The following is a 24176-nucleotide window of genomic DNA, read 5'->3' as shown; positions in this document are numbered from 1 at the left end:
CTATCCATATTTAAACGATTGTTTTCTTGTTTACAATATCTATTTTAAGTTTGATTAATAATCGGCATTCAGGAAACAAATGTATATACACTAGAATTATCATGGGTGTTCATTACCGAACGTTAATGTTCGTTTCCGGACACGAATCCAAAAATAATCAACAAAAATAATACTTCATACCATAGAAATAGACACTTCATTTACTGGCATAACAATCGCTAAGGGCTATAGCGTTGAAAAAGTGAAACCTTTTTCAGTGAAATACTTTAAAACCAACGGTAATGTGTATTCTAATCTGTCAAAAGCCTTCAAGCTATCATGAAAAACAATGATGGAGCCGTTTTCGGTGTGATTGATTACGTTTTGATAACATTTTTCTGGAGAGAGATTAATGTCGAAGTCACCGCTGAGTACATCCCACATTACAATTTTGAGTTGGGAGTCTTGAGTTGGGAGTCTTGAGTCTGATTGTTGACTTATGACTAACGACTCCAGGCTCCTAATCTGACTTTTCTTTATTCTTCCGTAGGGTGGCCTAAAAAGATTAGTCTGAGTAAGTTGCTGGCATTTTAAAGTGTTTTGAATATAGGTTTCATCATCGGTTTTCCAGCCTTTTAAGTGATTAAAAGTATGGTTGCCGATGGCATGACCGTCGTTTATAACTTTAGCGTAAACTTCGGGATGCTTCACAATATTATCACCAATGCAAAAAAAAGTAGCTTTTGCATGAAAAGCTTTTAAAGTTTTTAATACAAAATCTGTAACATTGGGTATAGGTCCATCGTCAAAGGTCAAATAAATAACTTTTTCGGTGCGGGATTTATTCCACAACAAGGATGGGTAATACCATTTTAGCAGAAGCGGTGATTTGATCAGGTACATTTAACTCCAAAGTTAGTAAATGCCTGTACAGATTTAAATTATTAAAGTTGTTTATATAGATTTGAAAACAAATTATGAAGATGTTTACCAAAATTAAGTTAATTACCGGATCTGCATTATTAATTGCTTTAGGCTTAAGTCAAGTTGCTAACGCCCAACAAGTAATTACCATTCAGCAAGCGGTTGATAAAACCTTAAATAATAACCTCACCATTAAACAAGCTCAATTTAGCGCTGCCATAACCGAAGAGAATTTAACACAATCTAAATATGCGCTTTATCCAAACTTAAACGCAAGTATTAGTCCAAATTTAACCTTCGGACGTGGTCTGGATCAAACCACTTTTCAGGTTACCAATCAAACATCTTTATACACTAGTGGTAGTTTAAGTACCAACGTTGATTTGTTCCAGGGCTTTTCTAAAATTAATCAAATCAGACAAAACAAATTATTGTTACAAGCAGATCAGACCAATGTAGACAAAATTAAAAATGATTTGATTTTGAATGTGGTTACTGCATACTTACAAGTTTTATATAATACTGATTTAGAAAGAGCATCAAAAGAACAATTGGAAATTGCCAATAAAACTTTAATCAGGGAAAATGCTTTGCTTGATGCAGGAAATAAAACCCTTGCTGATGTGTCTCAGGCTAAATCTCAGGTGGCAACCGCAGAGCTTAATTTAACAAATGCTCAGAATGAGTTGTCAATTTCTTATTTAACATTAGGTCAGCTTATGGAAATGCAACCTAATCAGAGATTTGTTGTACAAGCACCATTAATTGATAATATCAAAGCTGCTTCTTCAACAGCTAATGCTGAAGAAATTTATAATAATGCTTTAAATATTTTTCCGGATATAAAACTCGCAAGTTTACGTTCATTGGCTGCTAAACAAGCAATTGCAGTAGCAAAAGGTGCTTATTCTCCTTCATTGAGTTTAGGTGCCGGACTTAATACTTCTTATTCGTACCAATTTGATTATATAGGAGCATTTCCTCAGTCATCATTTGCAGATCAGATTAATCAACGTTTAGGACAAAGTATCGGGATGAGTATACAAATTCCAATTTTTAACGGATTTACTGCTCGTTCGAGTGTTCGCAAAGCGAAAATAACTTATCAAAATACCTTAACCTCAGAGCAGCTTGCGAAGAATAATTTAAATAAGGTTATCTTCCAGGCCACAACAGATTTAAAAGCAGCAGAGAGCCGTTACAGTTCTACACAGAATGCTTTTGATGCTCAAAAAGATGCGTTTTATGTGGTTGAGCAACGCTATAATGTTGGCTTGGTTAATTCATTGGATTATAGCACTGCACAAACCAATAGAAATAAAGCTGAAATAGATTTTATTCAGGCAAAATATGATCTTTTATTCAGGGCCAAAGTGATCGATTATTATTTAGGAAAACAGATTACATTCTAAGCTAGCTTAGAAAATTTAAGGCAAGATAGCCATAGTAAAAGATTAAAGGGTCACCTTCTGGGAAAAAATAAACTAACGAAACACAATAAAGAATTATGAAACTGAAGCACATATTAATTACCATTGGTGTGATCATTGCCATTTTAATCGTACTGAAACTTACCGGAGTGATAGGCGGAGATAAAACAGAGAAAGTGACGACTGAAAAAGCATCATCAAAAACTGTGGTGGAGACTGTAACGGCAAGTGGTAAAATTCAGCCAGAAACAGAGGTTAAATTAAGTTCTGAAGTTTCAGGAGAGGTTGTAGAATTGAAAGTTAAAGAAGGTGATATTGTAAAGGCAGGCCAATTGCTTTGTAAAGTTCGTCCAGATATTTTACAATCAGGATATGAAAGAAGTGTAGCCACTTTTAATGCACAAAAGGCAAGTGTTGCAGCTGCTCAGCAACAACTGATACAAAATCAGGCAAATTTCGCCAATGAAGAAGCAACCTATAAACGTAATGTAGAACTTTTTAAGAAAAAAGTAATTTCAGCATCGGAGTTTGATGCAGCAAAAGCGGCTTATTTATCAGCAAAAGCCACCTTAGCCAGTGCTAAAGAGAGTGTAACCGGTGCTAAATTTACCCTTGAACAAACTGGTGCAAATGTGAAAGAAGCAGGTGCTAATTTAGCCAGAACTACCATTTACGCACCAGCTGATGGAGTAGTTTCAAAACTCTCAATTGAATTAGGTGATCGTATTTTAGGTACATCACAAATGGCCGGAACCGAGATTATGCGGATATCAAACTTATCATCAATGGAAGTTAATGTTGATGTAAATGAGAATGATATTACCCGGGTTAAGGTTGGAGATAAGGCTTCAATTGAGGTTGACGCATTTTCAGATAAAAAATTCAGAGGTATAGTTACTGAAATCGCCAGTTCATCAACCGCTGTGGGTACCACTACCAGCACTTCTGTAGATCAGGTAACTAACTTCTCCGTGAAAATCAGAATTACAGAAGTAATGGAAGGTAAGCAACAATCTATCTTCCGTCCGGGCATGTCAGCCACTGTAGATATCGAAAGTGCATCGGTTAATGGGTTAGCCATCCCGATCCAGGCTGTATTTACCGAAAGTGGTAAAAGCGCTGATCAAAATCAAGGTAATCAGGAAAACTCAGATAAACAGAAGTCTAAATTATCAGATAAAAAGGTTAAGCAGTTTGTATATACTTACGATGCTAAAACTAAAAAAGTTAAAAAAGTTGAAGTTACTACCGGAATCCAGAATGATCAGTTTATCATCGTAAAATCTGGTGTTAAATCTGGAGCTGAAATTGTAACCGGACCGTATTCAGCCATTCAAAATAAATTAAAGGATGGAATGATTGTAGAAAAAACAGCTAAAGACCAATTGTTTAGCAAAGACGGTAAGAAGTAGTTTATAAATAATCGCTAGAAATAGTAACTTGCAAGGCTTTAAGGTGTAAATACATCAGTTTGAGGTGTAAGGTTCAGGGTTTAAGGCACGAAGTCTAAATCTTGAGCCTTACACCTTTTACTTATGCCTTTTTTAAAGCACCTTTTACCTTTAACCTTTTTTTTATAAACATGATACCTAAAATAGCAATGATAGGGGGCGGTAGCTGGGCTACAGCTATTGTAAAAATGTTATCAGATAACTTATCTGAGAAGGAAATTTATTGGTGGATGCGTAATGAAGTGGCGATAGAACACATTAAAAAATTTAAGCACAACCCGCATTATCTAAGTTCTGTTGAAATTAAATTGCCTGAGGATCGAATTTCTTCAGATATAGCCTGTATCATTAATCCAGCAGATTTCGTGATTTTAAATGTGCCTGCTGCCTTTTTAAAAGAAAGTTTAAAAGGGATTAGTGCAGAAGATTTGAAAGGAAAGAAAATCATTTCAGCTATTAAAGGGATTGTTCCGGAGGATAATCTGATTATAGGCGAATTTTTGCACGAGGTTTATCAGGTACCTTATGAAAATATTCTGGTGGTTAGTGGTCCATGCCATGCCGAGGAAGTTGCTTTTGAAAAACTTTCTTACCTTACTATTGCCTGTACTGATGTAGAAAAGGCTTCCATATTTGCAGCATTTCTAAATACCCGGTATATTAAAACCAATGTATCGGATGATATTTTTGGTACGGAATACGCTGCGGTATTAAAAAATATTTATGCTGTAGCCAGTGGTATTTGCCATGGAATAGGCTATGGTGATAATTTTCAGGCAGTGCTAATCAGCAATGCTATCCGTGAAATTAAACGTTTTGTTGATGCTGTGCATCCCATTAACCGTGACATTATGGAGTCAGCTTATCTCGGCGATCTTTTGGTTACCGCATACTCTCAATTTAGTCGTAACCGTACCTTTGGAAATATGGTTGGGAAGGGCTATACGGTTAAATCAGCACAGCTGGAAATGAATATGGTTGCTGAGGGTTATTATGCTGTTAAATGCATGCATATCAAAAACCAAGCTCATGATGTTGATATGCCGATTTGCAGAGCCGTGCATAACATTTTGTATGGTAACCGTTCCCCAAGGATTGAAATGAAATTACTGGCAGAAAAATTAAATTAGTCTTTTAAAGATAACTAAGCAAAAAGGGACATTTGTGTTTGTTTGTCTTAATATTCTATTCTTTAATTTTTATTTATCTGCGTGAAACATCACAATAGGCAATATGGATTTATTTAACCTTTTGTAACGCTGTAAATTAAAACAAAATTAAACACTGTCTGTTATCAACTGAAATAAATATAAAGGCCATGAAAAAGAAATTTTCAATCGGATTATTAACGCTTGCTTTAATTGGAGGATTAACCTTCGGTGCGGGCGCACAAGAGAAAAAGACAGAAGTAGGAAAAGCATTAGATCAAACAGGTAAAGCCATTGGAAAAGGTGCAAAATCTGTTGGTAATAAAACGGCCGAAGTTGCTGTCAAAGGTGGTTCGAAGGTTGCAGACAAAACCTGGAAAGGTAAAATGGCACCAGATGGTACTGACGTGTACATCAATTCTAAAAACGAAAAGTACTATGTTAATTCGAAGGGTGCAAAGATTTGGTTAAAACCTAGCCAGATTAAAAACAGACCAAATCACAAAAAATAGTATTTGGCAACTGAATTGAATAAAAAAGCAGCTCAACATTATGAGCTGCTTTTTTATGGTTATAATTTCAGGGAAAATATGCTTTTTATATATACATCATCATTAGGTGCAGAAGTCTCCAGTGGCACTTCAATCTGATTGGCCAATAGCCTTTCAGCTTTAATTCCATTCATCTTTAAGGTTAGTTCCAAGGGTTGGCGGTCACCAAGTTTAAGGAAAAAAGTGTTGATATTGACTTGAGCAAGCGATGCCATTCGGGAAGAAAATAACTGATTAAAGGCATAGGTTGTGGTGCCATATGTGAATGCCTGTCTGATCTCAAATTCTACTGGTTGAACAGTTCCGTTTTTGTCAACATAGTAGAGCTGAATCTGATTTTTGCTATAAGCACCAGTATTTGTTACGTTTAATAAATCTGAACCATTACTTCCTTTAATGGATAAAATTAAATAAGATTCTATAGTAGGGGAGCAGGCACATGCACCTCCACCTGGATCAATTGTTTTTTTACAGCTGACTCCAGTAACAAACATCACAGCGAGGATAATAAAGACTTTTTTCATGTTTAATGGTTTAGGAAGTTAAACGGCTATTGTTCTTTTATCGCTACAGCAACAAAGAAAAATAACGATAAAAAAAATCCTGAAGGGAAAGCCTTCAGGATCATTAATGTTTTTGATTTATATTTAAACGATGGTACCATACAGATCAAAATCTTCAGCCCTATCTATTTTTACGTTAACAAAGCTTCCATTTGCAGCATAACCTGTGGTGGCATCAATTAATACTTCATTGTCAACTTCTGGAGAATCAAACTCTGTTCTTCCTACAAAAAAGTCGCCCTCCTTCTTATCTACCAAAACCTTAAAGGTTTGACCAACTTTATCCTGGTTGATATCAAAAGAAATACCCTGTTGAATTTCCATAATATCATCTACACGTTGTTGTTTTATTTCTTCTGGAACATCATCGATCAATGTATGTGCATGAGTTTTTTCTTCATGTGAGTAGGTAAAGCAACCTAATCGATCAAATTTAGTATCTGCTACCCAAGCAGCCATTTCTTCGAAATCCTGTTGGGTTTCTCCAGGGTAACCACAAATCAATGTGGTACGCATGGCTATATTTGGCACTTTATCTCTGATTTGATTTACCAGATCAATCGTTTTCTGTTTGGTGGTACCACGACGCATTGATTTCAACATATTGTCAGTAATGTGCTGAAGTGGCATATCCAGGTATTTGCAGATGTTATCACGTTCATTCATGGCATCTAAAATTTCCATAGGGAAACCACTCGGATAAGCATATTGTAAGCGAATCCACTCAATTCCGGGAACATCAGAAAGGCGGCGCATCAATTCATCTAGTTTACGAACGCCATAAAGATCCAAGCCATAATAAGTCAGATCCTGAGCGATTAGAATTAATTCCTTCGTACCATTTTTAGCCAGTATTTTAGCTTCGTTAACCAATTCTTCCATTGGTTTACTCATATGCTTTCCACGCATCAGCGGGATGGCACAAAATGAACAAGGACGGTTACAACCTTCGGCGATTTTAAAGTAAGCGAAATGAGATGGTGTGGTGAGCAAACGCTCTCCAATTAGCTCATGTTTGTAGTTCGCACCTAGCTCATGCAATATATTTTGTAAATCATTGGTACCAAAAAAGGCATCAACGTTGGTGATTTCTGCTTCTAATTCTGGTTTGTAGCGTTCAGATAAACATCCTGTTACCACAACCTTACCAATTTTGCCAGCTTCTTTTAGCTCGCTGAACTGCAAAATGGTATCGATAGATTCTTGTTTGGCATTATCAATAAATCCGCAGGTATTGATGACAACAATATCATCTTTCCCCATTTTATCAGATTCGTGAACAACGTTTAAATTGTTTCCACGCAACTGTCCCATCAATACTTCAGAATCGTAAATATTTTTTGAGCAACCTAAAGTAATCACGTTAATTTTAGGTTGTTTAATGGCAGATTTACTTTTTATTATTTTGGTAATCATATTTGTAATAATTGCGCTTCTCCTGCGGTTTGATTACACAGATTTAGCGATGTCACAGATTGTAATGTGTAGATACTTAAAGAATCAAACAGATATTCTCTTTACTTCACAACTAGTGTTGCCAAAGTTAATCAATAATCCTGTTTTAATTTTGTTAGCTTTTTCTACACATCGTCATTGCGAGGCACGAAGCAATCTTGAAGCGACGATTTTACTAATCGAGAAGGATTGCTTCGTGCCTCGCAATGACGACGACTCAAATTCTATTTAAATAAACTATTTACAAACTCTTTCTTATCGAAAAGCTGTAAATCTCCAATTTTTTCTCCTACACCAATATATTTAACCGGAATTTTAAACTGATCTGAAATCCCGATTACGACTCCACCTTTGGCAGTTCCATCAAGTTTGGTGATAGCTAAAGCATTTACATCAGTAGCTTCTGTAAATTGCTTGCATTGTTCAAAAGCATTTTGACCGGTAGAAGCATCCAAAACCAATAAAATCTCATGAGGTGCATTAGGTATAACCTTTTGCATTACCTGCTTAATTTTACCAAGCTCATTCATTAAGCCCAATTTATTATGTAAACGTCCGGCTGTATCGATAATAACTACATCTTCACCATTAGCCACAGCAGATTGTAAAGTATCGAAAGCTACAGATGCCGGATCAGAACCCATGGCTTGTGCCACTACTCTAACACCTACACGCTCACCCCAGAGCTTAATCTGATCAACAGCTGCGGCTCTGAAAGTATCGGCAGCGCCTAAAACAACTTTTAAGCCCGATTCCTTTAATTTATGTGCCAGTTTACCAATGGTTGTAGTTTTACCCACCCCATTTACACCAACCACCATAATTACATAGGGTTTATAATCACCATATTCAAACTGGCGAAAATCGTTGCTGTTGTTTTCTGATAGAAGTAACTGTATCTCATCGCGAAGAATGAAATTCAGTTCGGAAGTATTGAGGTATTTATCTTTTGAGACCCGATCTTCAATACGCGAAATAATTTTTAGGGTGGTTTTTACGCCAACATCGGAAGTAACTAAAACTTCCTCAAGGTTATCAAGTACTTCATCGTCTACGGTAGATTTACCGGCAACGGCTTTGGTAATTTTATTAAAGAAACCATCTTTAGTTTTCTCTAAACCCTTATCTAAAGCTTCCTGAGCTTCAGGCGCAGTCTCTTTCTTTTTGAAAAAATCAAATAAGCCCATTATTGTTTATATTTTTCTAGGAATTCAGTAGGTGTTAAAGTTGGTATTTTGCTTTTTGTAAAATCTTTTACGTTTCTTGATAAAATTAAATCAACATGATTTAATTCTGCAGCTGAACTTTGAACAGCATCTTCAAAATCAGAAAAGTTGGAATGGAGGGCAAGCATTATGGTATCTCTATTTACATTCAAAACGTCTATTGTCATGATTAACGATTCGATAAATGAAATAGCTTTTTTATAATCTGAATTCTTTTTGATTATATAGTAAATATCAGTTAATGATGATGCAGTTATGCAACCTTTAATCTGGTTTCCATCAATACGTGCAAAAATTTTAGATGAATCTTGAAAAAATGGTAATCTAGTTAAAGCAATATCGATAATGATGTTTGTATCAAATAGAATTGTCATAGATTATGTTTTTCCTTTAGATACGCCCACTTTGCTTTGTCAGCATCAATATTTTGAATGACTCCAGCAAATTTTTCAACAAATTCTGCTCCTGTCATCTTTTTTGGAAATGAAACTACCTCATCCAAAATAATCACTTCTACTTCTTTGTTTTTTACATCAAAGCCATCCGGAACAACGATTGTTCCATTTTCAGAAACTTTGGTTTTAAATTTATACGCTTCCATGGCTCTAATTTTTTCAAAGGTAATCAATTATTTTCTATCGTAAATTTCACTAACAAAAAAAGCCCTTCCGGTTAAAACGGAACGGCCTTTAATATTTTCAAGATCAAAAATATTAACCTTATTTGGATGCAATAGCATCTTTTACGTGGTCGTTATGAACGATAAGTTCTTTGAATGAGTAAGCACCAGTTTTAGGTGATTTAACCATTGTAATTACTTTCGAATATTCTTTACCTGTACCTGTTTTAAGGGTTGCAACTACTTTCTTTGCCATGTTCTTATGTTTTTAATGATCGAATTAGAGAATGTTGGAATGAGAGAATTTTTAACTCAATCATTCAATCAATCTATCGTTCAATTATTTTATTTCTTTGTGTACGGTTACTTTTCTCAACACCGGATTGAATTTTTTCAATTCTAAACGCTCAGTGGTGTTTTTACGGTTTTTGGTAGAAATATATCTAGACATACCTGGCATGCCACTTTCTTTATGTTCAGTACATTCTAAAATAACCTGAACTCTGTTACCTTTTTTTGCCATTATAATATAAATTTAAACTGTTAATCTCAACAGTTAATGTTTTTACAAAAATCCTTTTTTAACGAAACGGTTGATGGCTTCGCTGATACCCACTTTATTAATGGTTTTGATCGCTGAAGTAGAAACTTTCAACGTAATCCAACGGTTTTCTTCAGGAATATAAAATTTCTGAAGTTGAAGGTTCGGGTAAAATTTGCGTTTGGTTTTAACGTTTGAGTGAGAAACGTTGTTACCTACCATTGCTTTTTTTCCTGTTAAATCACAAACTCTTGACATGACTTGTAAATATAGTTGTTAATATCGTCCGCTTAATTTTTTTAAGAGTGTGCAAATATCTGAATAATAAATGAAAAGCGCAAGAGTGCCGGTAAATATTTTCATATATTTTTTAAATATGATGGATGATTCATTTTAATCTCCTTTGGATATTTCTCCTTATCATTATTTAGTTAAATTAGCCGATACTAATCCAAAACATATAATTGAGCAATGCAAATTACATCTTTTAAGCAATACGAGGAAGATTTCAAAAAAAGCGTAGAAAATCCGGAACAGTTCTGGGGCGAAGTTGCGCAAAATTTTCAGTGGCGTAAACCCTGGTTCAAGGTACTATCGTGGAATTTTGAAGAACCCAATATTAAATGGTTTGAAGGTGCAAAACTTAACATCACTGAAAATTGTCTTGATCGTCATCTGGAAAAAAGAGGTGATCAACCAGCAATTATCTGGGAGCCCAACAACCCTGAAGAAGAAAGCGTTACGCTCACCTACAAAATGCTTCACGAACGTGTTTGTCGTTTTGCCAATGTATTAAAACGCAATGGCGCAAAAAAGGGCGACCGTATTTGTATTTATATGCCAATGGTTCCTGAGCTGGCTATTGCTGTTTTGGCCTGTGCCAGAATTGGTGCCGTTCACTCTGTAATTTTTGGAGGTTTCTCAGCAAAATCTATTGCCGACAGGATTAATGATTCGCAATGTAAGGTGGTGATTACTGCAGATGGTGCCTATCGAGGAAGTAAGCAAATTCCTTTAAAAGATGTAATTGATGATGCCTTAATTGGTTGCCCGACAGTGGAAAAATGTATCGTGCTGACGCATGTGCGTACCCCGGTTTCTATGTTAAAAGGACGTGATGTTTGGTGGGAAGATGAAGTGAAACATGTTAATGATATTTGTGAGGCTGAAGAAATGGATGCAGAAGACATGCTTTTCATTCTTTATACTTCGGGATCTACTGGAAAACCCAAAGGTGTGGTACATACTTGTGGTGGTTATATGGTTTATGCAGGCTATACATTTGCCAACGTTTTCAATTATCAGCCAGGCGAAGTTTATTTCTGTACGGCAGATATTGGCTGGATTACCGGGCATTCATATATTGTTTATGGTCCGCTTTCTCAAGGTGCCACATCTGTTTTATTTGAAGGAATTCCTACTTATCCAACACCATCGAGGTTTTGGGATATTGTAGAAAAACATCAAGTGAATACGTTATATACTGCACCAACAGCTATTCGTTCTTTAATGAGTTATGGTGATGAACCCTTAGCAGAGAAAGATCTAAGCAGTATCCGCGTTTTAGGGTCGGTAGGTGAGCCTATTAATGAAGAAGCTTGGCATTGGTTCGATGAGAAAATTGGAAAGGGTAAAGCGCCTATTGTTGATACCTGGTGGCAAACGGAAACCGGAGGGATTATGATTTCGCCTATAGCTACGGTAACACCAACTAAACCTAGCTTTGCTACTTTGCCTTTACCTGGAATTCAGCCTATCCTGGTGGATGAAAACGGTCAGGAAATTGTTGGCAATGATGTTATGGGGAATCTTTGTATTAAATTTCCATGGCCGGGAATGTTAAGGACTACTTATGGAGACCATGAGCGGTGTAAACAGACTTATTTTTCTACTTATCCAAATTTATATTTTACTGGAGACGGATGTTTACGCGATCAGGATGGCTATTATAGAATTACAGGTCGTGTAGATGATGTTTTAAATGTTTCAGGACATAGAATCGGAACCGCTGAAGTAGAAAATGCCATCAATATGCATGCTGGTGTGGTGGAAAGTGCGGTTGTAGGTTATCCACATGATGTGAAGGGACAGGGAATTTATGCCTTTGTGATTAACCCGGAAATGCATGGTGAAGCCGAACTGACTAAAAAAGATATTCTTCAAACCGTTACCCGTGTAATCGGAGCAATTGCTAAGCCTGATAAAATTCTGTTTGTTTCAGGCTTGCCTAAAACACGTTCCGGTAAAATTATGCGAAGAATTTTAAGGAAAATAGCAGAGGGTGACACTTCAAATTTGGGTGATACATCAACGTTGTTGGATCCGGCTATTGTGGACGAAATTATTGAAGCTACTAAGGCTTTGAAATAAGTATAATATTGATTTAAATAAAAAATGCTCCCGAATTTCGGGAGCATTTTTTGTTAAGATGATTTAGCGATTAATAACCTGGGTTTTGAACGATATTCTTATTGGCATCAATTTCAATTTGAGGAATTGGAAATACCAGTTGATTTGCATTCCATGGAATAGATCCAATATTGGTTTGAGTTCGCTTGGCATCATGCAGCGCAAAGCCTTCAAAAGCAAGTTCAAGTTTTCTTTCCGTCAGTATATCTATTAAAGTTGCTGTGGTTGTGGTTAATCCAGCCCTACTTCTAATTACGGCCAAATCCTGTAAAGGAGTTTGCCCGCCAATTGGTGCAGCAGGGGCTAAACGTACATTGCATTCAGCTCTAATCAGATACATTTCAGCCAATCTAATAATTGGAACATTTCCATACTGATTGCCAAACTTAGAAGTGAACATATCTCCATCATCATAAAAAGCATTAATACGATCGTCATCGTTACTATACGTAAGATCAATCCAATCTTTTGAGATTACTGCGTCTCCACGACCACCATAGGTTGGTGAGGCATAAAATTCATTGTAACCGTTAAAGCCTGTTAAGGTTCTCACTTGAATTGCAAAGACATCTTCTTTTGTATTGTCTGCTGGTTGACCTGAATTTCCTGGTTCGGGCATTTTAGGAAAAGCTGAAATAAAAGTACTTGTCAAGTTATAATTGCCAGATGTAATCACGCGATTAGCTGCTGCTCCAGCTGCTGCATAATTTCCCATTTGCAAATACAACCTGGCCAGCATGCCTGCCGCTGCGAATTTTGTAGCAAAGAAACCATTAGTTGCTGGTAACTTAGCCTCCGCGTCGGTTAAATCGGCAATAGCTTGCGCGTATACAGCGGCAACATTTGCTCTGCTAACATAACTTCCGTCAGTAATATTTGTAGTAGGACTTAGTACTATGGGTACCCCTGGGTTGGTTGATGGCGATCCATCATTATAAGCCTTCCCAAATAATCTCACTAAGTCAAAATAAACCGATCCTCTGATAAATTTGGCTTCACCTTCAACTTTATTTTTTTTCGTGGCATCTACTTTGTCAATCGCTGCCAGTACATTATTAGCATCATTAATTGCGGAATAACTATCGGCCCAAATATTATTTACAAAGGTATTGGTTTTTAATAGCGATTTATTGATGGTTTGTGTGAGCTCGGCATAAGTTCCATACCATTCAATGGCATCGGTATTCGCTAAAAAATCGGCCATTAGAAATGGTCTGCCACCGTAAAGATTTCTGCTTCCAAGTGCCGAATATGAACCTACCAAAGCAGCCTCTACATCTTTTGAACTGAGTAATGCTTTACCCTGTTCAATAGTGTTTACCGGTGAAATTTCAAGTGCTTTTCTACATGATGTGGCTACAGAAAGTAGTGCAGATGCAAAGAGCAAAGTATATTTATATGTTTTTTTCATGTTGATTCGTCTGTAAATTATAAACCTATGTTAATGCCAAATGAAATTACCCGTGGCTGGGGCGCAGAATAAAAATCTACACCCTGGTTAATGTTTGTAGATTGATGATCTGCATTAACCTCAGGGTCCCAACCTTTGTAACCGGTAATAGTCGCCAGGTTTTGGGCTGTGGCATAGAGTCTCAGTTTACTAAGTTTAATCTTCGTTAAAACTGACGCAGGAAAAGTATAGCCAAGGGTTAAAGTTTTAAGGCGGACATAATTACCATCTGATAGATATCTGGTTGAGTTCCCAACTCCATTTCCATATCCTAACCTAGGCTCAGGAACTGAAGTGATATCACCAGGCTTATTCCAATACTGCATTTGATCGACAGTCTGATTATCATATCCGTTTGAGCCATTTGCACTCATGTACTGGCCGCCAGCATTAAATATTTTATTGCCAGATACGCCTTGAAAAAATACAGTTAAGTCGAAGTTTTGATAAGAAAATGTATTGTTTAAACCGAAGGTATATTTAGGGTTTGGGTTACCAGCAAATATTCTTGCTGCCTCATTAATGTTAGTAGTTGTACCTCTATTAATGTTTCCTGTGTTTGGGTCAACGGTATTTAAATAATATAGGGCATCGCCATTGGCTGGGTTTACACCGGCATATTCTGGTAAATAAAATACACCAATGGGCTGTCCTTCCACCGCGGCATTAATTTCATTTGAGTTTAGGATTTGCCCGCCCAGATTGGTGATTTTGTTATTGTTGATGGCACCTGTAATGGCAGTAGACCATTTAAAGGCACCAACGAAATTCTCGGTATTAATGCCCAGTTCAAAACCATTATTTTTCAAGGCACCTAAGTTTTGTGTCTTAATGCCAAAGCCTGTTGTTTGGGGAATTCGTACGTCCAGTAATAAATCTGTGGTATTTTTTTGATAGAAATCAAATGTACCAGTAATCCTGTTTTTAAGTAAGCCAAAATCAAATCCAAGATCCAGTTGTTTTGTTTTTTCCCAGGTTAAGTCTGGATTAGCAATTTGTGATGGTATCTGACCAGCTATGCCGCCATAAGCACCCGTTCCGGCAAACAGGCCTCTTGCTGAATAGTTACCAATTTCTGCATTACCGGTAAGGCCATAACTTGCTCTAAGTTTTAATAAGCTAATGGTTTCACTGCTTTTCAAAAAATCTTCTTCTGAAGCAATCCATGCCACCGATCCGGCAGGAAAATATCCATATCTGTGGTTTGCGCCAAAACGGGATGAACCATCTGCTCTAACACTAAGTCCGACTAAATAACGGTTATTGTATTTGTAATTGGCTCTGAAAAAATAGGAAAGAAAGCTAAAGGCACTTTCACTACTTAAGGCAATTACCTTTGTGGCCGCAGATCCTAACTTTACATAGGCATCACTTGGGAAATCCTGACCCTCAATGTTGCTAGATTTGGTAGTGGATTTTTGATAACTTGTTCCTAAAATAGCATCAAAAGTACTTTTGCCAGCTGTGGTATTGTAGCTGAAGAAATTATTGGTGTTGGCATTAATTACGAATGTGGAGATATTTTGTCCATCACCATTGGAAGTCCCTGTATTCCTAAATGTTAGTGAGCCATAATAACTTTCTTCATTCTGGTTTAAGTTGTCAATAGAAAAATCAGTGCTGAATTTTAATCCTTTAGCAATATTAACATTGGCGAACGCTTTCCCGATGGTGCGGTAAACCGTTGCTTTGTATGCAGCATTTTCAATACCAATGAATGGATTATAATAAACGGGATAATTTGTAGCAGCTCCAGGTAAAGTTCCACTGATTAAACCAGATCTTGGATCAATAAATGGTGTAATTGGCGATAGGGCAACTGATTGTAGCGGACTGGAAAAGGCATTATCATTAGACAGACGGTTATTGATACTATTGGAAAAATTCAGATTCACACCAACTTCTAAAAAATCAGTCGCTTTATTAGTTAGATTTAATCTTCCACTGTAACGCTTGTAGCTATTGCCAACAATAATACCATTTTGATCCAAAACTTGTCCGCCGATATAAAATTTTGTTTTTTCGGTTCCGCCTGTAAGGTTTAAATCGTATTGTTGCGTTACCGGATTATCCTGATAAGATTCTCTTTCCCAATTGGTGTTCACTTTATAGGTTTGATAATCATTGTTTCCTGCAGAATAACGGTTCAATCTGTTTTCAACGATTGTACTATAGTCATCAAGTGCTTCCTGTAAGGTTGTATAATCTCCATTTAAGAAATCCTGATTAGCAGCACCTTGTCCGGCTCTTCTCATGAGTTGAACATATTGTTCGGCATTCAGAAATTCTCTATGATTTGAAGGTGTACTTATTCCGCCAAGCGCATTAAACTGGATTAATGTTTTACCACTTTTACCTTGTTTAGTGGTAATTAAAACAACACCATTTGATGCCCTTGCCCCGTAGATGGCTGAAGCAGAAGCATCTTTTAACACCTCGATGGATTCAATATCATTTGTATTTAAATCTGCCAAGGCACTTGTTGGAGAAGATGTGCTTGAGAAGTTTCCTGAAGTAATGGGAATTCCATCTACAATATAAAGCGGTTCGCTACCCGCAGTAACAGAAGCCGCACCACGAACCCGAACCGTAATGCCCTGACCGAGTTTTCCGTTTTGGGCAGATATTTGCACACCGGCAGCCTTACCCTGCAAAGCTTGTTCGAAACTGGTTACAGGTAAGTTCTCCAGATCTTTAGATTTCACAGAAGCAACTGATCCAGATACATCCCGTTTATTCTGCGTACCATAACCCACCACTACCACATCAGAAAGTGTGGTGTTTTCTTCTTTAAGATTCGCGTTAACTGTAGTTCCATTGATAGGCAGTTCAATAGTAGTATAGCCAATGAAACTAAAAACAAGTGTTTTTGCTTCATTAGGAACGGTTAATTTGTAATAGCCCGTGGCATCACTTTGTGTGATATTAGCTGGTGAGCCTTTTACAAACACGCTTACGCCCGGAATAGGGCCGGATGTGCCTGAAGTAACTTTACCGCTAATGACTTTGCTTTGTGCGAAAGCAAATGAAATTAATCCGAAAGTTAAAATCATACTAAGTAGTAGTTTTTTCATTAATTTTTAGTTTTAGTTAGTATATGTTGCTTGTTTTTGAGAATAGACATATCAATTTAATCAAAAAAAGCAGATAAATATATTAACGTCAACTTTTGGGTGCTTTTTAACATTTCATCGTGGTCTGGTTGAAACAAAAGCTATAAAACGCCTGTTTTTTGTTTGGGTTTGCTGTTAATTAATGAAAATTATAAACTTTTTTTCTTTAGAAATGAAAGGAAACTGTAGTAAAATTAAATGAAAGAGTGTGTATTGATGATCGTTCAGTGAGAAAAGCCAGAATGATTACTTAAATAAACCACAATAAATATAAACGGTATATCAGGCGACTATTTTAAATAATCTGATTGATTTTAATGCAATAACAATTTTAAGATGAATGTATGAAGGAATACGCAAAACGGTTTTCTGAAAACCCAATTTTATCGCCAACAGATTTGGTTCCAAGTACACCGGGTTTAGAAATCGCCTGTTTGTTAAATCCAGGTGTATTTAGCTTTGATGGAAAAGTCTGGATGATCATCCGGGTGGCAGAGCGGCCCAAGCAGGAACCTGGTATTATTTCTTTTCCTGTACTGAAAGATGGAGGAATTGAGATTATATCGATAAAAGAAAATGATCCTGAATTAATAGCAGACGACCCAAGGATCATTCGTTATAGAGGAACGGATTATTTAACCACACTTTCGCACCTCCGTTTGGTTTGCAGTGAAGATGGAATTCATTTTTATCAGCCTGAAGGATTTCCTCTATTGCAGGGTGAAGGCAAAAATGAAGCCTTTGGAATAGAAGACTGCCGGGTCGCTCAAATTGATGATACTTATTACCTCACCTATACAGCCGTATCTGCACATGGGGTAGGTGTAGGACTTCGCACTACAAAAGACTGGAAGACCTTCAAAAAGCATGGAATGATTATTTCCCCACATAATAAAGACTGTGCAATTTTTGAAGAAAAAATTAATGGAAAGTTTTATGCCCTTCACCGTCCAAGTAGTGTCGATTTAGGTGGGAATTATATCTGGCTGGCCGAGTCGCCGGATGCAATTCATTGGGGAAACCATCAATGCCTGATCAAAACCAGAAACCATCAATGGGATAGCAAACGTGTAGGGGCGGGAGCAGCCCCAATCAGAACTGCACAAGGCTGGCTTTCGATATATCATGGTGCAAATGAGAAACACCAGTATTGTTTAGGTGCTTTCTTAATGGATTTAAGTGATCCATCAAAAATACTGGCTCAAACTGAACAGCCCATTATGGTGCCGACAGCGGATTATGAAATACATGGTTTTTTTGGTGAGGTAGTGTTTACTAACGGTCATCTTGTGAATGGGGATGTATTGACGATTTATTATGGAGCCGCTGATGAATTTGTTTGCGGAGCTAAATTTTCTATCCAGGAAATTTTGGGGGCATTGAAATGGCTGTAGTTTTTGATTCATACAAGTTTGGATTGAAGAAATATTTAATGTTCTATTAAAGTGGATTACAAATCCACAGTTCAATGGTCTGGAAAACATTTCCAGACCAACGCTTATATCATTGCTTGACCGTTACTTCCTAGGAAGCGCAGATTATTACGAATTTTAATGTTCTATTAAAGTGGATTACAAATCCACAATTCAGTGATTTGGAGAACATTTCCAGACCAACACTCATAAAAAAAGCGATTCCTGTTTCCAGAAATCGCTTTTTCTTTAGTCTTTAAGCTTTAGTCTAACTTAGTATCCAAAAATCTGCTCTAAGGTTAATTTATTCACCGGACCAAATTTGGCTAAATCTGCAAGATTGATTTTTTTCTCTGAAGCAACAATACAATAATTGTAAGGCTTCGAAGATAAATTATCATGGTGAAAAGCATTTACATCTGTAAAGCTTAATGGCTTAAGATTTGCATATTCATCTATTCTCGAATCGTGATCAAAACCTAATTTTTTATCAGAAAAATAGCTTGCAATAATTCCATCTTTTGTAATACGGGAAGTTTCTAAACTATTTAATGAATTTGTTTTTGAAAGATTGAATGACTTATCCGATTCAGGTAAAGTGGTAAGCAATTCATTCATACCGGCAACAGCTTCATTCATTTTATCTGCTTGTGTACCCACGTAAGCAATTACAGCATTTTCTTTCTCCTTACTGTTTGGAGAGGAATAAACCGCAAAAGTTGAATAGGCTAAGGCTTTTGATTCGCGGATGGTTTGGAATACTATAGAGCCCATGCCACCACCAAAATAATTATTGAATAAGCTAATTTTTGCTGCATTTGATGGATCATATAAACCACCATTTCTTACCCAGCGGATTTCAGCCTGCACCATGTCGTAATCTGCAAAGTATACCTTATTAGAATCTGTTTTGGTGTAAACAAATTTCTTCATTGGTGCCACTGGTGTAAAATCCTTAGCTAACGGATGTACCTTAACAATATCCGCAGAAAAAGCACTTAATGTTTTAGGTCCGTAATAAGTAATGGTATGTTGGTAATTGGTTAAATTGTGCAATAAGTAAATTAAGTCAGATGATTTCATATTCTTGATTTCATCATTGGTTATCCCATAATTAAATGGATTATCAGAACCATATTGTGCATAACTCATTAAACCACTTAATATTGATGATTTATTTAATTTTGCATTATCTCTTGATTTTAAAATCCTGCCTTTCAGGTCTTCCAGCGCCTTTTCGTTTGGCTTACAGTTTGCCAATACGTCTTCTAATAAAGCAACAGCTTTATCAAAGTTTTCCTGCAAACCAGATAAGCTTACCGTAGTTACATCTGTGCCAACATTTAAGGTATAATTACAGGCAAGGTTATAGAAAGCTTTACTGATATCTTCAGCAGAATATTTATCAGTGCTTAAAAAAGCCAGGTATTGCGATGCGTATGGCAATAATTTGTAATTATAAGAACCCATCTCAAAACGGTAGTTCATGCGGAAGATACCATTTTCTGTATTTTGAACAGTAATTACATCTGCAATGCCAGCTTTACCAAAATTCAGATCTTTGGTATAATCTAAAAATTTAGGTGCAATGGGTTTAACCAGAGCATCAATAATGGTTTTAGTGAATGGCGAAACTTCATTTGTATTGGTTTTAACCGCTGTAATGGTTGGTTTTTCAACTTTTAAAATGCTTTTATCTTCACCTTTGTGTTTTAAAACAGAAACATAATCGTTAACGAAGAATTTGTTAGCAAAATCTACAATTTCTTTTTTGGTTACTTTACCCATTGCATCGGTAGAGGCCAGCATTTTATCCCATTCAGTTCCACGATTTTGAATAAAAGCAGTCATGGTATAATCTGCACGTACATCATTATTATCGAACGCCTGTAACTCAGCTAATTTGATGTTCGCTACGGTAGCTTTGATCAAACTTTCATCAAATTCACCTTTTTTAAGCAAATCAACCTGCTCCAATAATAATTTCTGCGCATCTTCTAAACTTTGTCCGGCTTTAGGAGAACCCGATAAAACGAAGATCCCATAGTCCTTCATCTGGTTATAACCTGCACCAGCCCTTAACATCTTTTGTTGCTTGTTTATATTGATATCCATCAAACCAGCCTTGCCATTAGATAAGATGCTGCCAATTAAATCAAGCAATAAACTTTGACGTGTATTTTGTGCAAAACCACGATAAGCTACGTATAAGTTTTCTGCACTTGGTCCATAAATATCAACTTTTTGTACTTGTGTAAGGGGTTTTTCTGCTGCAGGATTGTAAAGTGCCAATGGCTTTGGAACCATGTATGAAAATTCCTTATCCACTTTTTTGATTAAGTCATCGTAATTAATATCACCAGACATAATCAGGGCCATATTATTGGGCACATAATATTTGTTGTAATATTTTCTGATCTCTACCAAAGAAGGATTTTTAAGATGCTCTATCGTACCAATAGTGGTTTGCTGACCATAATTATGTGTTGGGAATAAAGCATAAAGCATTTTCTCATACATTTTACGTCCGTCATTATCCATGCCGATATTTTTTTCCTCATAAACAGCTTCCAGTTCAGTATGGAAAATACGGAAAACTGGTGAACGGAAACGCTCAGCCTGAACAGATAAGAATTTATCAACCGCATTAGATGGAAGGTCTTCTTCATAAACAGTTTCCTCAACCGAAGTATGTGCGTTTGTTGAACCGCTACCAATTGATTTCATCATTTTATCGTATTCATTCGCGATAGAATAATTAGACGCCTCTCCTGAAACTTTATCAATTTCAGCGTAGATTTCTTTCCGTTTTACAGGATCAGTAGTTTTATTGTAGGTTTCATAAAGGGCCTCAATTTTATCCAATAATGGTTTTTCCTTCGCGTAATTTAAAGTGCCGAATTTATCTGTTCCTTTAAATAATAAATGCTCCAGATAATGCGCCAAACCGGTATTGGTTCGAGGATCAGTATTGCTACCCGCCCTAACGGCCATTTTATAAACAATATTGGGTTCTTTATTATTTTGCGATAAAATAACAGTCAAGCCATTTTTTAAAGTATAAAAACGGGTCTTGGTGGGGTCGTTTGTTACATATTTATAGCTGTAGCCACCAGATGATCCTGTTTTCCATTGATAGGTATTTTGTGCCTGGGCAATTGTACCTGTAATTAGAAAACAAGCTAAAGTAAATAGTTTGATTTTCATTGAATTGTTGTTTTGGTTTAAGGAAATGGTGCCTATTTGCCTATTTCTAGAATGTGAAATAAGGCACTCATTTTCACCCAAATATATATGCTTTCTTTTATTGAATGAAATGCTTTTTACAAATCTCAATCAAAAGATGGTGAACCAATGAAAATAGCATATTAAATTGGCGTTTGTTGTGCCTTGAATTTAATTATCTGTATTTTTGCCGGTATGACAAAGCAAAGTTCTAAGCCTAATATTTTAGTGGTTAATGATGATGGAATTACGGCCACAGGAATAAAGAATCTGATGGAAGTAATGCAGGAAATCGGCAATGTAGTAGTGGTTGCGCCGGATAGTCCGCAAAGCGGAATGGGGCACGCCATTACAATTGGAAAGCCGATTCGTTTTGATAAAGTTTCTCTTTATGAAGGTGTAGAAATGTATAAGTGCAGTGGTACACCGGTAGATTGTGTAAAAATTGCTGTAAATAAAATATTCAAAGGTAAAAAGCCTGATTTATGTGTTTCAGGAATTAACCATGGATTGAACAATTCTATTAATGTGCTTTATTCAGGCACCATGTCTGCTGCGGTGGAAGGTGCCATTGAAAAGATTCCATCCATTGGTTTTTCTATGGATGATTTCGCCGCTGATGCGGATTTTAGCCATACCAAAAAGTATATTAAAAATATTTGTAAGCAGGTTTTAGCTAATGGTTTGCCGGAAGGTACTTTGTTAAATGTTAATTTCCCCAAAGGTGGAGATTTAAAAGGCATAAAGATCTGCAGGCAGGCGAATGCTAAATGGATGGAAGAATTTGATGAGCGAACCGATCCTTACAACCGGCCCTACTATTGGCTTACCGGTGTGTTCGAAAATTTTGATCGTGGAGAAGATACCGATGTATGGGCTTTAGAACATGGATATGTTTCCATTGTTCCAGTACAATTTGATTTAACCGCTCATCACGCCATTCAAACTTTAAGCAGCTGGGATTTTGATGTAGTGAATAAAGCAAAATCTGATCAGGCCATTCAGGTTTCATCACCTGATGGAATAAATTTAGGTTAATCGATCAATAATGAATGATAAGTTAAAGAAACTGAATGATTCTGTTTGGATTGGACTCGGCCTGGGTTTAATAATTCCGGGAATTTTATGTGGATTGGCCTGGTATATCATTCATCATGTTGCAGTTCTGGCGAAAGCCGATTTATTGTATATTGGGAGTATTGCCGTCAACGCTTATGTCATGCAATACTTTTTCAAATACCATAAACTCAACATTGGAAGAGGAATTTTAGCAGCTACATTTTTGTGCGCTTTAATTTTCTTTGCTTATAAAGTTTTCTAAAAAACAGGCATCATTGCGAACTGAAGAAGAGGAGTATGAGCTGGGGTGAAGCAATCTTTCCGGAACAAAAAAGGATTAATGAATCAGGATAACAATATAAAAGATTGCTTCGTCGTGCTTCCTCGCAATGACGATTTTGTTATAACATAAGAATTATGAAATATTACCTCGTAGCAGGAGAAGCTTCCGGCGATTTACATGGTGCAAACCTGATGAAAGCTTTAAAAGTAGAGGATAGCCATGCTGTTTTCAGGTATTTTGGTGGCGATAAAATGCAGGTAGAAGGCGGTGAACTGGTTAAGCATTATGCTGAGATGGCCTTCATGGGTTTTACAGAAGTGGTTTTGAATTTGCGAACTATTTTTAAAAACATGAAAGCCTGCAAGGAAGATGTACTTAGCTGGAAACCGGATGTTTTGATTTTGATTGATTTTCCCGGGTTTAACCTTAAAATAGCAGATTTTGCGAAAGCCAATGGCATTAAGGTTTGTTATTATATCTCACCAAAAGTATGGGCCTGGAATCAAAAACGGGTACTTAAAATAAAAAAAATAGTCGACCACCTGTTTTGCATCCTGCCTTTTGAAGTAGATTTTTATCGCGAATGGGGAATGGAAGTAGATTACGTGGGTAATCCATTATTGGATGAAATTGCACAATTTAACCCTGATGCAGATTTTCGGATAAACCATAAAATAGGTGATCAGAAAATAATTGCCTTACTTCCTGGAAGTAGAAAGCAAGAAATTGAACGTTTGTTGCCTGTGATGTTGAGTGTAACCGAAAATTATCCAGACTATACCTTTGTCATTGCTGCTGCACCAACTTTTTCTGAAGGTTATTATCAGCGGTTTACCGGAGAGAAAAAAGTTCATTTACTTTTTAACAACACTTATAATCTGTTGAATGTGGCTCATGCTGCAATTGTAGCTTCGGGTACCGCTACGCTGGAAACCGCTTTATTTGAAGTACCACAGGTAGTGGTTTATAAAGGTGGCACAATATCCATTGCAATCGCCAGGATGCTCGTGAAAATCAAATTTATATCACTCGTTAACCTCATCGTAAATAGGAAAATTGTGACCGAACTGATTCAGGAAGATTGCAATCCGCAAAAGGTAAACCAGGAGCTGGTGCAGATCTTGGATGGGGAGGGTAGAAATGAAATGCTCCGTAATTATAAACAATTGTTAGGCTTGATGGGAAAGCCCGGTGCATCAGCTAAAACAGCACAATTGATCACATCTTATCTAAATTAAATTCAAGCTTTTCCTCTAATCCATCAATAAATTCTGAAGTATTACATTACCGGCGTAATTAAGCTAAAACGTTTTTGTAACACGTTTTTTACTTACTAAA

At 36.6% G+C, this 24176-nt stretch carries 21 protein-coding genes; 9 read left to right on the top strand and 12 right to left on the bottom strand.

What is annotated here, in order from left to right; all coding sequences use genetic code 11:
* Window positions 1-225: 225 nt before the first annotated feature.
* Complete coding sequence (locus EV200_RS05600) at window positions 226-882, bottom strand: polysaccharide deacetylase family protein (RefSeq protein WP_132530025.1); 657 nt, start codon at window positions 880-882, stop codon at window positions 226-228.
* Between the two features lie 80 nt (window positions 883-962).
* On the opposite strand from EV200_RS05600, the gene EV200_RS05595 reads away from it, so the two are divergent.
* From EV200_RS05595 to EV200_RS05580, 4 genes are all read left to right on the top strand, one after another.
* Complete coding sequence (locus tag EV200_RS05595) at window positions 963-2315, top strand: TolC family protein (protein ID WP_229676777.1); 1353 nt, start codon at window positions 963-965, stop codon at window positions 2313-2315.
* 95 nt (window positions 2316-2410) lie between these two features.
* Entirely contained in the window at window positions 2411-3745 is a 1335-nt protein-coding gene (locus tag EV200_RS05590) for an efflux RND transporter periplasmic adaptor subunit (RefSeq protein ID WP_132530021.1), read from the top strand.
* A 170-nt stretch (window positions 3746-3915) separates the two neighbouring features.
* The gene (locus EV200_RS05585; RefSeq protein WP_229676776.1) at window positions 3916-4914 is read left to right on the top strand and encodes an NAD(P)H-dependent glycerol-3-phosphate dehydrogenase; all 999 of its coding nucleotides are present in this window, start codon (window positions 3916-3918) and stop codon (window positions 4912-4914) included.
* 188 nt (window positions 4915-5102) lie between these two features.
* Complete coding sequence (locus EV200_RS05580) at window positions 5103-5444, top strand: hypothetical protein (protein WP_132530019.1); 342 nt, start codon at window positions 5103-5105, stop codon at window positions 5442-5444.
* A gap of 59 nt (window positions 5445-5503) precedes the next feature.
* Here EV200_RS05580 and EV200_RS05575 read toward each other — a convergent pair whose 3' ends face one another.
* The 8 genes from EV200_RS05575 to rpmB all read right to left on the bottom strand — a co-directional run bounded on the left by EV200_RS05575 (window position 5504) and on the right by rpmB (window position 10145).
* Window positions 5504-6007, bottom strand: a complete 504-nt coding sequence (locus EV200_RS05575; RefSeq protein WP_132530017.1) for a hypothetical protein — start codon at window positions 6005-6007, stop codon at window positions 5504-5506.
* A 123-nt stretch (window positions 6008-6130) separates the two neighbouring features.
* Window positions 6131-7462, bottom strand: a complete 1332-nt coding sequence (gene rimO / locus EV200_RS05570) for a 30S ribosomal protein S12 methylthiotransferase RimO (RefSeq protein WP_132530015.1) — start codon at window positions 7460-7462, stop codon at window positions 6131-6133.
* Window positions 7463-7725: 263 nt separating this feature from the next.
* Window positions 7726-8688 (bottom strand): signal recognition particle-docking protein FtsY, encoded by a 963-nt coding sequence (ftsY, locus tag EV200_RS05565; RefSeq protein ID WP_132530013.1) that lies wholly within the window; start codon window positions 8686-8688, stop codon window positions 7726-7728.
* Window positions 8688-9101 carry a PIN domain-containing protein gene (locus tag EV200_RS05560; protein WP_132530011.1) on the bottom strand — a complete coding sequence of 138 codons (414 nt, stop codon included), beginning with the start codon at window positions 9099-9101 and terminating at the stop codon, window positions 8688-8690. The genes ftsY and EV200_RS05560 overlap by 1 nt, the downstream gene beginning before the upstream one ends.
* Window positions 9098-9328 carry a hypothetical protein gene (locus EV200_RS05555; RefSeq protein ID WP_132530009.1) on the bottom strand — a complete coding sequence of 77 codons (231 nt, stop codon included), beginning with the start codon at window positions 9326-9328 and terminating at the stop codon, window positions 9098-9100. The genes EV200_RS05560 and EV200_RS05555 overlap by 4 nt, the downstream gene beginning before the upstream one ends.
* Before the next feature lie 118 nt (window positions 9329-9446).
* Window positions 9447-9602: a DUF4295 domain-containing protein gene (locus EV200_RS05550; RefSeq protein WP_010599808.1), complete on the bottom strand. Its 156-nt coding sequence runs from the start codon at window positions 9600-9602 to the stop codon at window positions 9447-9449.
* A gap of 84 nt (window positions 9603-9686) precedes the next feature.
* Window positions 9687-9869, bottom strand: a complete 183-nt coding sequence (rpmG, locus tag EV200_RS05545) for a 50S ribosomal protein L33 (RefSeq protein ID WP_010599807.1) — start codon at window positions 9867-9869, stop codon at window positions 9687-9689.
* 42 nt (window positions 9870-9911) lie between these two features.
* Window positions 9912-10145 carry a 50S ribosomal protein L28 gene (rpmB, locus tag EV200_RS05540; RefSeq protein ID WP_025145121.1) on the bottom strand — a complete coding sequence of 78 codons (234 nt, stop codon included), beginning with the start codon at window positions 10143-10145 and terminating at the stop codon, window positions 9912-9914.
* A 213-nt stretch (window positions 10146-10358) separates the two neighbouring features.
* Between rpmB and acs the strand changes: the two genes are divergently transcribed.
* Window positions 10359-12257, top strand: coding sequence for an acetate--CoA ligase (acs, locus tag EV200_RS05535; RefSeq protein WP_132530007.1), 1899 nt, complete (start codon window positions 10359-10361; stop codon window positions 12255-12257).
* A 70-nt stretch (window positions 12258-12327) separates the two neighbouring features.
* Here the strand turns inward: acs and EV200_RS05530 are convergent, their stop codons facing one another.
* Window positions 12328-13707 carry a RagB/SusD family nutrient uptake outer membrane protein gene (locus EV200_RS05530; protein ID WP_132530005.1) on the bottom strand — a complete coding sequence of 460 codons (1380 nt, stop codon included), beginning with the start codon at window positions 13705-13707 and terminating at the stop codon, window positions 12328-12330.
* A gap of 17 nt (window positions 13708-13724) precedes the next feature.
* Window positions 13725-16820, bottom strand: a complete 3096-nt coding sequence (locus EV200_RS05525) for a SusC/RagA family TonB-linked outer membrane protein (RefSeq protein ID WP_165877871.1) — start codon at window positions 16818-16820, stop codon at window positions 13725-13727.
* Window positions 16821-17203: 383 nt separating this feature from the next.
* On the opposite strand from EV200_RS05525, the gene EV200_RS05520 reads away from it, so the two are divergent.
* Window positions 17204-18253: a glycoside hydrolase family 130 protein gene (locus EV200_RS05520; RefSeq protein ID WP_132530003.1), complete on the top strand. Its 1050-nt coding sequence runs from the start codon at window positions 17204-17206 to the stop codon at window positions 18251-18253.
* Between the two features lie 291 nt (window positions 18254-18544).
* Here EV200_RS05520 and EV200_RS05515 read toward each other — a convergent pair whose 3' ends face one another.
* A complete protein-coding gene (locus tag EV200_RS05515; RefSeq protein WP_132530001.1) occupies window positions 18545-21478 on the bottom strand; it encodes a M16 family metallopeptidase in 2934 nt (977 codons plus the stop codon).
* A gap of 213 nt (window positions 21479-21691) precedes the next feature.
* Here EV200_RS05515 and surE point away from each other — a divergent pair, with 213 nt between their 5' ends.
* From surE to lpxB, 3 genes are all read left to right on the top strand, one after another.
* Window positions 21692-22534 (top strand): 5'/3'-nucleotidase SurE, encoded by an 843-nt coding sequence (gene surE / locus EV200_RS05510; RefSeq protein ID WP_132529999.1) that lies wholly within the window; start codon window positions 21692-21694, stop codon window positions 22532-22534.
* Window positions 22535-22544: 10 nt separating this feature from the next.
* On the top strand, window positions 22545-22817 hold the full coding sequence (locus EV200_RS05505) for a stationary phase survival protein SurE (RefSeq protein ID WP_132529997.1): 273 nt from the start codon (window positions 22545-22547) through the stop codon (window positions 22815-22817).
* A 155-nt stretch (window positions 22818-22972) separates the two neighbouring features.
* Window positions 22973-24076: a lipid-A-disaccharide synthase gene (lpxB, locus tag EV200_RS05500; RefSeq protein ID WP_132529995.1), complete on the top strand. Its 1104-nt coding sequence runs from the start codon at window positions 22973-22975 to the stop codon at window positions 24074-24076.
* Window positions 24077-24176: the final 100 nt, after the last annotated feature.

This window comes from Pedobacter psychrotolerans, assembly GCF_004340665.1.
GTDB classification, from domain to species: Bacteria; Bacteroidota; Bacteroidia; order Sphingobacteriales; family Sphingobacteriaceae; genus Pedobacter; species Pedobacter psychrotolerans.
Note: the sequence above shows the minus strand (reverse complement) of the source record. Positions and strands in the feature narration are given on the sequence as shown.

Coding starts and splice junctions, on each gene's coding strand:
- EV200_RS05600 (WP_132530025.1), bottom strand. CDS start 882: ATGTACCTGATCAAATCACCGCTTCTGCTAAAATGGTATTACCCATCC.
- EV200_RS05595 (WP_229676777.1), top strand. CDS start 963: ATGTTTACCAAAATTAAGTTAATTACCGGATCTGCATTATTAATTGCT.
- EV200_RS05590 (WP_132530021.1), top strand. CDS start 2,411: ATGAAACTGAAGCACATATTAATTACCATTGGTGTGATCATTGCCATT.
- EV200_RS05585 (WP_229676776.1), top strand. CDS start 3,916: ATGATACCTAAAATAGCAATGATAGGGGGCGGTAGCTGGGCTACAGCT.
- EV200_RS05580 (WP_132530019.1), top strand. CDS start 5,103: ATGAAAAAGAAATTTTCAATCGGATTATTAACGCTTGCTTTAATTGGA.
- EV200_RS05575 (WP_132530017.1), bottom strand. CDS start 6,007: ATGAAAAAAGTCTTTATTATCCTCGCTGTGATGTTTGTTACTGGAGTC.
- rimO (WP_132530015.1), bottom strand. CDS start 7,462: ATGATTACCAAAATAATAAAAAGTAAATCTGCCATTAAACAACCTAAA.
- ftsY (WP_132530013.1), bottom strand. CDS start 8,688: ATGGGCTTATTTGATTTTTTCAAAAAGAAAGAGACTGCGCCTGAAGCT.
- EV200_RS05560 (WP_132530011.1), bottom strand. CDS start 9,101: ATGACAATTCTATTTGATACAAACATCATTATCGATATTGCTTTAACT.
- EV200_RS05555 (WP_132530009.1), bottom strand. CDS start 9,328: ATGGAAGCGTATAAATTTAAAACCAAAGTTTCTGAAAATGGAACAATC.
- EV200_RS05550 (WP_010599808.1), bottom strand. CDS start 9,602: ATGGCAAAGAAAGTAGTTGCAACCCTTAAAACAGGTACAGGTAAAGAA.
- rpmG (WP_010599807.1), bottom strand. CDS start 9,869: ATGGCAAAAAAAGGTAACAGAGTTCAGGTTATTTTAGAATGTACTGAA.
- rpmB (WP_025145121.1), bottom strand. CDS start 10,145: ATGTCAAGAGTTTGTGATTTAACAGGAAAAAAAGCAATGGTAGGTAAC.
- acs (WP_132530007.1), top strand. CDS start 10,359: ATGCAAATTACATCTTTTAAGCAATACGAGGAAGATTTCAAAAAAAGC.
- EV200_RS05530 (WP_132530005.1), bottom strand. CDS start 13,707: ATGAAAAAAACATATAAATATACTTTGCTCTTTGCATCTGCACTACTT.
- EV200_RS05525 (WP_165877871.1), bottom strand. CDS start 16,820: ATGAAAAAACTACTACTTAGTATGATTTTAACTTTCGGATTAATTTCA.
- EV200_RS05520 (WP_132530003.1), top strand. CDS start 17,204: ATGAAGGAATACGCAAAACGGTTTTCTGAAAACCCAATTTTATCGCCA.
- EV200_RS05515 (WP_132530001.1), bottom strand. CDS start 21,478: ATGAAAATCAAACTATTTACTTTAGCTTGTTTTCTAATTACAGGTACA.
- surE (WP_132529999.1), top strand. CDS start 21,692: ATGACAAAGCAAAGTTCTAAGCCTAATATTTTAGTGGTTAATGATGAT.
- EV200_RS05505 (WP_132529997.1), top strand. CDS start 22,545: ATGAATGATAAGTTAAAGAAACTGAATGATTCTGTTTGGATTGGACTC.
- lpxB (WP_132529995.1), top strand. CDS start 22,973: ATGAAATATTACCTCGTAGCAGGAGAAGCTTCCGGCGATTTACATGGT.